Source organism: Acinetobacter sp. AKBS16 (genome assembly GCF_002899995.1).
GTDB lineage: Bacteria > Pseudomonadota > Gammaproteobacteria > Pseudomonadales > Moraxellaceae > Acinetobacter > Acinetobacter baumannii.
In genome coordinates this window covers 123,084-133,905 of record NZ_POYH01000091.1, presented here as the reverse complement: position 1 = coordinate 133,905, position 10,822 = coordinate 123,084, and the positions used below count along the sequence as shown (strand labels likewise).

Here is a 10,822-nt window from a genome sequence, read left to right as displayed (position 1 = left end):
CAAAGCGTACTTTACACCGGCGCTTGGCAGGTTTTGATTTAACCTATCAAGAATTGTTAGATGAGACTCGGCGCCGTCTTGCTGATGAATATTTGCGAGAGACAACTTTAACCATAGATGAAATTGCTGAGAGAATTGGCTTTTCAGATACTTCTAACTTTCGAAAAGCCTACCGTCACTGGACAGGCATTTCACCAAATGAGTATCGAATACAGTACCTAAATTAGATTAAGGTTTGTTTATTATTTAAATCGAGAGAGTAACTTTTTCTGCAAAAATGGATTACAGAGCAAAATCGCAAATAAAATAATAAAAATGCCGATAATACTGAATAGATCTGGTAATTCATGCCAAAAAACAAATCCCCAAATTCCTGCAAAAATAATAGCAATATAGTTCATTGGGCCAATTTGTCCTGCTGGTGCTAAGCTGTAAGCATAAGACATAAATAGTTGGCTAATGTTTGCTAAAAGTCCTGCGGCAATGAGTAGTGCTAGTTCATACCAAGTGAAAATACGCCAATGCCAGAACATGGGAATAGAGGAAATTAAACTACCAAAAACACAGAAGTAAAAAACGATACGTTCAGGTGGCTCTGTACTGGTTAAAGCTCTTACGGTGACAAAGGCCATTGCTGATAAAAAGCATGCACCCAAGCCAATAAAAGATAATGCGTTAAATAGACCTTGATCGGGTTTAGCGACAAATAAAACTCCAATGAGCCCAATCACAGCGGCAAAAATCATAGACTTGGTAATTTTTTCTTTTAAGAAAAGCCATGCAATCAGTGGAATAAAGATAGGAGATGAATAACTAAAAACCATGGCGTTCGATAGTTTTAAGTTCGCAATGGCATAGAAAAAACCATACATGGCGGCTAGCCCGACAATACTTCGCCAAGTATGCATCCAGAGTTTATCGGTTTTAATAAAATCTAGCCCCTGTTTAAAGAGCATCGGAATAAAAATAAATAAACCAACTGCATTTCTAAAAAACACGACAGTCGCGTTATCTACCGTTTGTGAAGCAAAACGAATGCACACTCCCATAATGGAAAATAATAACGCTGATGTCATAAGACAAAGCAGTGCTTTTCCAAGTTGTGTAGAGGGGAGGTTTGAAGCAGTCTGGTTTTGCATAGAGAAATACAGTTCTTAATTTTCGATGTTATTTTAGCAGCGCTGTTAAGTTTTAGTGAAATGTGTCGTAATTAATAGGGGAAATAAGAAAGATGAGGTGATATAACCTCATCTTCTAAACCCTATTAGGTCACTGGTGCAGGGTTAAATACAGCGAGTGAGTTATGGATACCCCAACGGTCCGACCACGTTTGTTTTTCACCGCTAGCTACTTGTAAAATCAGCTCAAAAAGTTCCCAGCCCACTTCTTCAATAGTTTTCTTCCCAATCGCAATATCGCCAGCACTGATATCAATCAGGTCATACCAACGGTTTGCAATATTGTTTCGGCTTGCCATTTTTATAACTGGCACTGCTGCCAACCCGTAAGGTGTACCACGACCTGTGGTAAAGACTTGGACCGTAATTCCAGATGCCATTTGCTGCGTACCACAGATAAAATCACTTGATGGCGTTGCCGCAAATATTAATCCTTTTTTAGTCGGTCTTTGGCCCGGTGCGAGAACTTCTACAATCGGTGAGCGGCCCGATTTGGCGATCGATCCCATCGCTTTTTCTACAATGTTATTCAGTCCGCCTTTTTTATTGCCGGGTGTGGTATTGGCACTTCGGTCCACTTGGCCTGCTGCTAAGTAATCGTCATACCATTTCATTTCCCGAATTAGATCTTTGGCAACTTGTTCATTTGCTGCACGTGGAGTAAGTAGGTGAATACCATCGCGGACTTCTGTAACTTCCGAAAACATGACTGTACCGCCACATTGCACAATCAAGTCAGCTGCGAAACCAACGGCAGGGTTAGAGGTAACTCCGGAAAATGCATCACTCCCCCCACATTGCATTCCTACAACTAATTCAGAGGCTGGAACTTCTTCTCGAGTACGTTGATTAAGCTTTTCAAGGTGTTGTTCTGCCACGGTTAAAATATGGTTCACCATACTTTCAAAACCGTTATGGCGTTCATCTTGCAACTGAATAATATCTTCATTTGCTAGAGGAATATATTTGTTTTCTTTAGGAATATTTAAAAGTCGTTCGGGTTGCATTTTTTCGCAGCCCAGACTTACCACCATAATTTCTCCACCAAAATTAGGGTTGAGTGCAAGGTTATGTATGGTACGAATAGGAACAATTGCAGCGGGTGCATCGATTGCCACACCACAACCATATAAATGGTTTAATCCAACTACACCATCTACATTTGGATATTTTGGAAGTAAATCACGTTCAATAATTTTAACGACATAATCGACAATACCCTCTACACAGTTAACACTGGTCGTAATACCTAAAATATTTTTTGTGCCGACGCTGCCATCCTTATTTTTATAACCTTTAAATGTATATCCGGTCAGTGGAGGAAGCTTAGGATCGGGGCGAGTTGCTAATTCAAGATCATCTAGCTCAGGTGCCTCTGGCATTTGGGTAACAGCTTCATTCACCCAAGAACCTGCGGTTAAATCTTTATTGGCATAGCCAATGATTTCGCCATAACGAACAATTGCTTCACCTTGCTTTAACGGCTCCAATAAAACCTTATGTCCTTGTGGTACTTCATCAACCAAGGTGAGTTGGTATTCTTCAATATATGTAGAGGATGATAAGCCACCGTCATTGACTACAATGGCTACATTATCGAGAGGACTGATTCTTATTAGGAGAGGCTTCAGCATGATCGTTCCTTGTATACATTTGAAGAGAGGTCATAACGCTTAAGTTAGTTAAGCGTTATGGTGTAAAGGTTTAAGAGGTAGGTTTTAACTCGAAGCGCTGAATCTTGCCGACAATAACGGTATAGCAAATGACAGCTGCGATGGCATGTACACCGACATAAGTTAATGCAAGGTTGAAAGAACCAGTACTTGCCAAGATATAGCCGATCACAATTGGGGTCACGATTCCTGCCGTATTACCAAATGCATTCATCATTCCACCTGATAAACCAACCATTTCTTTTGGTGCAACGTCAGACATCACAGCCCAACCTAAAGAGCCAATTCCTTTACCGAAGAATGATAAGGACATAAAGAATACGATTGCTGCTTGAGAATCTACGTAATTACATAAGATAATTGAGGTTGAGACCAAGAAGCCGACTACGATAGGGAGCTTTCTCGAAAAGCTTAAGCTGTAATTCATTCGAATTAACTTATCTGAAATTAAGCCACCTAAAATTCCGCCTACAAAGCCACAGAGTGCTGGTGCAACCGCCGCAAAACCCGCTTCTAAAATGCTGAGATGTCTTTCTTTGACAAGGTAAACAGGGAACCAAGTCAAGAAAAAATAGGTCAGTGTATTTACACAATATTGGCCAATAAAAATACCGAGCATCATACGTGAAGCAAGAAGTTGTTTAACTTTACTCCAAGTAATTTTCTCTTTTTTAGCGTTTTGGCTGTTTTCACCCATATCGAGTAAAGCACCTTCTGAAGCAATGTATTTTACTTCTTCAGGATTGACTGTTGGATGATTGGTCGGGCTATAAATGACCTTGAGCCAGATAAAGGAAAGAATGATTCCAAGACCACCCATGACCCAGAAAATAGACTGCCAGTGGACGGTTGCAACAAGCCAACCCATGAGGGGAGCAAAAAGTACGGTCGAGAAATAAGAGGATGAGTTAAAAATGGCAGCGGCAGTTCCACGTTCTTTTGTTGGAAACCATGCAGCAGCAATTTTACTGTTACCCGGAAAAGCAGGTGACTCAGACAGACCGACTAAAAATCTGAGTATAAAGAGCGAAGTAATGATGGTGGCAGTATCACCTAAAATGTCGGTAAAACCGATTAAAACAGTGAACAAAGACCATAAAAACAGGCTCCAGAAATATACACGGCGAGCACCAAACTTATCGAGTAGCCAGCCGCCTGGAATTTGACCAATCACATAGGCCCATGCAAAGGCCGAGAAAATATATCCCATAGTGACTGAGTCAATTCCCAGTTCATGAGACATTGGCGTTGCTGCCATTGAGAGAGTTGCACGATCACCGTAATTAAAAGCCGTGACCAAAAAAATCATCGCAAGAATGTAATAGCGAGTTTTTGTATGCTTGGCTCTTTGCTGAGTCACTACAGCAATATTTGTTTGCAGATTATCCATATACAAACTCTTTTTAATAATCGACCTATTTGCATATCCGTGAAATAGGTGACGTCATGTCAAATTCATCGATAGAGTAGATGAGAAAACGGAATGTTGTATCTACTCTATAGTCCTAATTCTAAAACCGCGCCTTTAGATGTATGACATCATATGATTAAAAATATTATTTTGGCAAGTAGGCTCGAAAAATAATTTTTGTGCGAGTTTATATTGACAAGTTGTCTGATGTCTTATAAGTTTTGGTGATGAAAAAATAGTATCAGTATGCCAAGGAGTATTTTAATGGCGACCTCTACACCTATTGTTAAATCCATTCGAGCAATCCCTGTTGCCGGACATGACAGTATGCTGCTCAATTTGAGTGGTGCGCATGGACCTTATTTCACTCGTAATATACTCATCATTGAAGATAACTCTGGAAATATTGGTGTAGGTGAAATTCCGGGCGGAGAAAAAATTTTAGCGACACTAAATGATGCTAAAGCCTTGGTAGAAGGACAACCGATTGGCGAATATAAAAATTTGCTCAAAAAAATTCAGCAAAATTTTGCCGATCGTGACAGTGGTGGCAGAGGCAATCAAACCTTTGATTTACGTACCACAATTCATGTTGTAACGGCTTATGAGTCAGCATTACTTGATTTGCTTGGTAAGCATTTAAATGTGAATGTCGCAAGTTTACTTGGTGAAGGGCAACAACGTAGTGAAGTTGAAGTATTAGGGTATTTATTCTTTATTGGTGACCGCAAACAGACTTCATTAGACTATGCGACTACACCTCAACATAACCATGATTGGTATAAAGTCCGTCATGAAAAAGCGTTAACACCTGAGGCTGTGCAGCGTTTAGCAGAAGCATCTTATGACCGTTATGGTTTTAAAGACTTTAAATTAAAAGGTGGTGTATTACAGGGCGAACAAGAAGCCGAAGCTGTTACAGCTATCGCGCGCCGTTTCCCGGATGCACGTGTGACGCTTGATCCAAATGGTGCGTGGTTTTTAGATGAAGCAATTGCTTTAGGTAAACATTTAAAAGGTGTGCTGGCCTATGCAGAAGACCCGTGTGGTGCAGAGCAAGGTTATTCAAGCCGTGAAATTATGGCTGAGTTTAAGCGAGCAACGGGGTTACCGACCGCCACGAATATGGTTGCGACCGACTGGCGGGAAATGTCGCATAGTATTCAATTGCAAGCTGTTGATATTCCATTAGCTGACCCGCATTTCTGGACATTGGAAGGTTCGGTGCGTGTTTCTCAGTTATGTAAAATGTATAACTTAACGTGGGGATCGCATTCAAATAATCACTTTGATATTTCCCTTGCCATGTTTACCCATGTTGCAGCGGCTGCCGTGGGTAATGTGACTGCAATTGATACGCACTGGATTTGGCAAGAAGGTACAGATCAACTGACTAAAGCACCGCTTGAAATTAAAGACGGTAAAATTCAGGTACCAACAGCACCGGGACTTGGTATCGAACTTGATTGGGACCGAATTAATCAAGCCCATGAACTTTATAAATTAAAAGGTTTAGGAGCTCGTAATGATGCGGATGCGATGCAATTTCTAATTCCTAATTGGACTTTTAATAATAAAAAGCCATGTTTGGTTCGTTAATCTGACTCGATTCGTATTTAAATATTGAATTGATAGCTGTTCTTTGGGGCAGCTTTTTTATTGCTATAAAAAAATTAATTTTAAAAAGAAAAAAGATATTGAAAGAAATTAGATTGATGATGTAAGATGTCTGACAACATAAACACGTATGGAAACTTGCAAATGGATGCTCTTGAGTTAAAAAACATTATTTCTGATGGTTTACTGTCTTTCCCCGTAACAGATTTCGATCAAAACGGAGATTTTAATAAGTCTTCTTATGCAAAACGTCTTGAGTGGTTAGCTCCATACGGCGCAAGTGCTTTATTTGCTGCAGGTGGTACAGGTGAGTTTTTCTCATTAACTGGCAATGAATATTCTGAAGTAATTAAAACTGCGGTAGATACATGCAAAGGCAGTGTACCGATTATTGCTGGGGCAGGTGGTCCGACACGTCAGGCGATTGAACAGGCAAAAGAAGCAGAGCGCTTAGGTGCACACGGTATTTTGTTAATGCCGCATTACTTAACTGAAGCAAGCCAAGAAGGTTTAATTGAACATGTTAAGCAAGTATGTAATTCAGTAGACTTTGGCGTAATTTTTTATAACCGTAGCGTATCAAGATTAAATCTTGATTCAATCCAAAAGTTAGCCGAGATGTGCCCGAACTTAATCGGCTTTAAAGACAGCTCTGGTCAAATCGATATGATGACGGCAGTGACTCAAACTATTGGAGACCGTTTGTCATATTTAGGTGGCTTGCCGACAGCGGAAGTTTTTGCAGCGCCATATAAAGCCTTAGGTTGCCCAGTTTATTCATCAGCTGTATTTAACTTTATTCCAAAGACTGCTATGGAGTTTTATAACGCGCTTCGCAGTGATGACTTTGAAACAACCAATCGTTTGATTAAAGATTTCTTCTTGCCACTGATTAAAATTCGCGACCGTAAATCAGGTTATGCGGTAAGCATGATTAAAGCAGGTGCCAAAATTGTTGGGCATGATGCAGGCCCTGTGCGTCCACCATTAAGTGATTTAACTCAAGCAGACTATGAAGATTTGGCTGCGCTCATTGCGACACTTGGTCCGCAATAATTCTAACTGTTTAGGTATTGGAGCTTTAAAATGAGTAAAAATAACGGTCGGCAGTTTATTAATGGTCAACGCATTGCTGTAAATGTGCCAGCTCTAGAAAGTATAGCTGCAAAAGACTATCAGCCAACAGGTTATATATTTAGTCAGGCAACACTTGAAGAAGTAGATCAGGCTGCTCAAGCTGCGCATAACGCTTTTTTAGTTTATAGCCAAACGACTCAAGAACAACGTGCCTCTTTTCTTGAAGAAATTGCTCGCCAAATTGAAGCATTGGGTGCGAACTTGCAAGAGGTCGCTTCACTTGAAACAGGTTTGCCACTTCCTCGTCTTCAAGGGGAGACAGGGCGGGTTACTGGCCAGCTAAGACTATTTGCTGAACTTTTACGCCGCGGCGATTTTTATGGTGCCCGTATTGATGTGGCATTGCCAGAACGTAAGCCTTTACCGCGTGTCGATCTACGTCAGTATAAAATTGGTGTAGGACCAGTTGCCGTGTTTGGTGCAAGTAATTTTCCACTTGCATTTTCAACTGCAGGCGGTGATACCGTAGCTGCTTTAGCAGCAGGGTGTCCGGTTGTCTTTAAAGCACACTCTGGCCATATGGCGACTGCTGAGCTTGTTGCAGAAGCCATTGAAAAAGCAATTGAAGTTTGCGGTATGCCTAAAGGCACATTCAATATGATTTTTGGTGGCCGTATTGGTGCAAATTTGGTCGAACATCCACTCATTCAGGCAGCTGGTTTTACGGGTTCTCTTGAAGGAGGAATGGCGCTTTATAACCTTGCGCAGAGCCGTCCTCAGCCGATTCCATTTTTTGCTGAAATGTCGAGTGTGAACCCTGTGGTGGTTTTACCTGAAGCACTTCATTCACGTGGTGAACAGATTGCACAAGATACGGTTGCTTCTTTTAATATGGGATGTGGCCAGTTCTGTACAAAACCGGGTCTAATTTTAGGTATAAAAGGCCCCAAGTTTGAACGCTTTATTACAGCTTTAGCTGAAAATACGCAGAAAGCTGTGCCTCAGGTTATGTTGAATGAAGGTACTTTAAAAAGCTATCGAACTGGTATTGATGCATTAATAAATGAAGCTGGTTTTGAGGTCATTGCATCGGGTCAGGAACCTGAGCTAGTTTCTCAAGCAAAAGCCCATCTGTTTAAAGCGGACCAATCTGTTTTATTGTCAGGTAACCCAAAACTACAACATGAAGTTTTCGGACCGATGTCGATTGTGATTGCGGTCGAAGATGAAGCCACCCTGTTGAAGGGTATTGAAGCTTTAGGTGGACAGCTTACAGCAACCATTATTGGTGATGAAAATGAATTGTCTAAGGCAGGCGAGCTTCTTGATTTGTTAACTCGTAAAGCTGGCCGTGTATTGTTTAACGGTTTCCCAACAGGCGTAGAGGTATCGGATGCTATGGTACATGGTGGCCCTTTCCCTGCAACCAGTGATGCCCGTGGCACTTCGGTAGGTACGGGAGCAATTGAGCGCTTCTTACGCCCCGTATGCTTCCAAAATACGCCACAAGTATTATTACCCGATGCATTAAAAGATAGTAATCCACTACAGCTTACTCGTCTGGTCAATGGGCAATTAACTCAGGCTCAAATTTAAAAGTTGTGCAGCTCAATCAATGGTATTGAGCTGCATATTTTTAGCTTATTCAACGTATTATTAAATATCAACAGAAGCATAAGTTGCTTACTTTTTAAATATGGGTGAGGGTTTGATAACGGAGATAAAATATTTTGATTTTAATAACTTAGGGGTCTAAAAACCGAATATGACTATCGGCTAAGTTTATAGTAAAATGAATTTTATAATTTTTTTCAACATTTCATGAGTTCTTCAGATTATGTCTAGCGCAATTAAACCTAGATCAACAAAAAAACTAAGCCAGATTATTGTAGAACAACTGATCGAAAAAATTCAGTCTGGAGAATTTAAAGTTGGAGAAAAGATCCCGACCGAACTTGAATTAATTGAAACTTTTGAAGTAAGCCGTTCTGTCATTCGCGAAGCAATTACTGAGTTGCGTTCATTAGGATTTGTCGAGACTCGTCACGGAATTGGTACTTTTGTCAAAGAGCAGACAGTTGAGCAAAATTTTCTGTTGTCTAATGCCAGTTTAGAAACCATTAATGACATTATTTCCTTGCTTGAGCTTAGGATTAGTCTTGAATCTGAAGCTGTCTTTTTAGCATCTGAGCGCCGTAAGCAAATCCATATTGATAAAATGAAAGCTGCGCTTGAAGACTTTGAACGACATATTTCTTCAGATGCAAATGATGGTACGGTAAAAGCTGACTATGATTTCCATATTGCCATTGCTGAAGCTTCTGAAAACCAATATTTCGTTGATTTTTTAAAGTATCTTGGCGAAAAAATTATTCCACGTGCACGTGTTAAATCTATTGAGCAAAGTCCTGAAAATCGCGAAGAATATTTAAAAGCGGTTCACCATGATCATGTCAATATTTATAACGCAATTGTCGATCAGGATGGTTTGTTGGCTAGACAAATGATGCGAGCTCATTTGTCTAAAAGTATTAAAAAGTTTAAGCAGTAAAGCTTGAGCTAAGATTAAGATAAAAAAGAGAGCCTGTTTAGCTCTCTTTTAATTTTATAGGGTGTTATTTACAGCTAAAGTTTTCGGCTTTTTCGCTATCGCCTTGACCATTGTAACGAGCAATCAGTGGGTAAGGACAAAGTGGACGGGTACGGTCTGGTGCCCAGTCTGGTGGAAGTTCAGTATTCACTTGACCACTCGGGTTACCTGCACCGCGTGCAGTTGCAATGATTTTGTCAGGTGCTTGCCCATATTCGACCCAATTAACTAAAGCAGTCAATGCGTCAAATTGGTCGGTCGCAATGCCATCACGGGTATGGTTCATACCCGGAACTCTAAAGAAACGCGCAAATTCAGGCGCTGTACCTTTCGCATCATTTTTATAGTGTTGTAGCAGTTGATCGTACCAATTTTGAGTGTCATCTACAGAGAAAACGCCATCTGCTGTGCCTTGTACCACAATCATTTTTCCACCGTGATTACGGAGTTTATCCAGATTGAGTTCATCGGGTGGCATCATGAAAGACATCGAACTTTCAGTATAAACATCATTGGTTGCCGAGAGTTTTAGATAGTCGGTATCGAAGTTAAAATTAAAGGCAAATTGTCTAGAGTTTTGAGTCACAGTTGGGTCTGGTGGAACCTGAAAAAGAATGCCGACTGCAACGGGGTCACGTGCTGTTCCCACCGAAGATTCGAATTTCCAGCTTGCCCAGTTACTACCGACTAAACCGGGGTCGAAAGGCTGGGTTGCATAGAGCGCTTGTCCAGCAGAGTTTACAGGACCTCGGTAAATGTTGGCTAATACATCAATTTGTTCGGTGCTTAAACAAGTACCATCTCTTGTGCTTGAGCAAACGGGTACATGCTTATGAATATCAAAAGCCGTACGGCAAGCCTCAACGTCTTGAACCAAGCCATCTGCAACACCGTCTAAGGCATCGCATCGATCTAAAATCGCTTTTGCTAAAACTTTACGCTCCGAAAGAGTAAGAGCGGTACTTAAGTCATTTTCATCTGTTGCGACACGACGGAGCTGCTGTGCTGTATAGAGTTGAGCTGCGGCTGCACGAGGTAAATGAAAACCCGGTGTACTTGCTAAAATTCCATCATATTGGTCGCCCAAACGAGTTGCAGCAATCATGGCATGACGCCCACCGTTAGATGTACCGCCTGCATAGGAGCGGTCTGGCAATTTACCATATGCGGCTTTAATTAGGTTTTTTGCCATAGGCGTGAGTTTGGTAATTGCACCATAACCGTAGTCAATTCTGGCTTGAGGGTCTAAACCAAACATTGGATTTTGTGAAGCATT

9 protein-coding genes are annotated in these 10,822 nt (G+C 41.0%); 5 read left to right on the top strand and 4 right to left on the bottom strand.

Annotated elements, in window-relative coordinates; translation table 11 throughout:
• Positions 1 to 227: helix-turn-helix transcriptional regulator (locus C1642_RS19805; RefSeq protein ID WP_228153961.1), on the top strand; the 227-nt coding region annotated here is incomplete at its 5' end.
• A 15-nt stretch (positions 228 to 242) separates the two neighbouring features.
• Here C1642_RS19805 and C1642_RS16915 read toward each other — a convergent pair.
• The 3 genes from C1642_RS16915 to C1642_RS16905 all read right to left on the bottom strand — a co-directional run bounded on the left by C1642_RS16915 (position 243) and on the right by C1642_RS16905 (position 4,241).
• Positions 243 to 1,139 (bottom strand): DMT family transporter, encoded by an 897-nt coding sequence (locus C1642_RS16915; RefSeq protein WP_001181018.1) that lies wholly within the window; start codon positions 1,137 to 1,139, stop codon positions 243 to 245.
• A 125-nt stretch (positions 1,140 to 1,264) separates the two neighbouring features.
• Entirely contained in the window at positions 1,265 to 2,812 is a 1,548-nt protein-coding gene (gene garD / locus C1642_RS16910; RefSeq protein ID WP_103236619.1) for a galactarate dehydratase, read from the bottom strand.
• A gap of 70 nt (positions 2,813 to 2,882) precedes the next feature.
• Complete coding sequence (locus C1642_RS16905; protein ID WP_000369462.1) at positions 2,883 to 4,241, bottom strand: MFS transporter; 1,359 nt, start codon at positions 4,239 to 4,241, stop codon at positions 2,883 to 2,885.
• A 285-nt stretch (positions 4,242 to 4,526) separates the two neighbouring features.
• Between C1642_RS16905 and gudD the strand changes: the two genes are divergently transcribed.
• The 4 genes from gudD (at position 4,527) to C1642_RS16885 (ending at position 9,507) form a co-directional block, all read left to right on the top strand.
• Complete coding sequence (gudD, locus tag C1642_RS16900; protein ID WP_103236618.1) at positions 4,527 to 5,861, top strand: glucarate dehydratase; 1,335 nt, start codon at positions 4,527 to 4,529, stop codon at positions 5,859 to 5,861.
• A 162-nt stretch (positions 5,862 to 6,023) separates the two neighbouring features.
• Positions 6,024 to 6,935 (top strand): 5-dehydro-4-deoxyglucarate dehydratase, encoded by a 912-nt coding sequence (gene kdgD, locus C1642_RS16895; RefSeq protein ID WP_000339249.1) that lies wholly within the window; start codon positions 6,024 to 6,026, stop codon positions 6,933 to 6,935.
• A gap of 30 nt (positions 6,936 to 6,965) precedes the next feature.
• Positions 6,966 to 8,552 (top strand): aldehyde dehydrogenase (NADP(+)), encoded by a 1,587-nt coding sequence (locus tag C1642_RS16890; protein ID WP_103236617.1) that lies wholly within the window; start codon positions 6,966 to 6,968, stop codon positions 8,550 to 8,552.
• Positions 8,553 to 8,793: 241 nt separating this feature from the next.
• Entirely contained in the window at positions 8,794 to 9,507 is a 714-nt protein-coding gene (locus C1642_RS16885) for a FadR/GntR family transcriptional regulator (RefSeq protein WP_000092890.1), read from the top strand.
• A 64-nt stretch (positions 9,508 to 9,571) separates the two neighbouring features.
• Here the strand turns inward: C1642_RS16885 and C1642_RS16880 are convergent.
• Positions 9,572 to 10,822 (bottom strand): tannase/feruloyl esterase family alpha/beta hydrolase (locus tag C1642_RS16880; protein ID WP_103236616.1); only part of this gene is annotated, 1,251 nt, incomplete at its 5' end.

What these genes read in the sequence shown, in the direction of transcription:
- C1642_RS16915 (WP_001181018.1), bottom strand. Translation starts at nt 1,139, where the DNA reads ATGCAAAACCAGACTGCTTCAAACCTCCCCTCTACACAACTTGGAAAA.
- garD (WP_103236619.1), bottom strand. Translation starts at nt 2,812, where the DNA reads ATGCTGAAGCCTCTCCTAATAAGAATCAGTCCTCTCGATAATGTAGCC.
- C1642_RS16905 (WP_000369462.1), bottom strand. Translation starts at nt 4,241, where the DNA reads ATGGATAATCTGCAAACAAATATTGCTGTAGTGACTCAGCAAAGAGCC.
- gudD (WP_103236618.1), top strand. Translation starts at nt 4,527, where the DNA reads ATGGCGACCTCTACACCTATTGTTAAATCCATTCGAGCAATCCCTGTT.
- kdgD (WP_000339249.1), top strand. Translation starts at nt 6,024, where the DNA reads ATGGATGCTCTTGAGTTAAAAAACATTATTTCTGATGGTTTACTGTCT.
- C1642_RS16890 (WP_103236617.1), top strand. Translation starts at nt 6,966, where the DNA reads ATGAGTAAAAATAACGGTCGGCAGTTTATTAATGGTCAACGCATTGCT.
- C1642_RS16885 (WP_000092890.1), top strand. Translation starts at nt 8,794, where the DNA reads ATGTCTAGCGCAATTAAACCTAGATCAACAAAAAAACTAAGCCAGATT.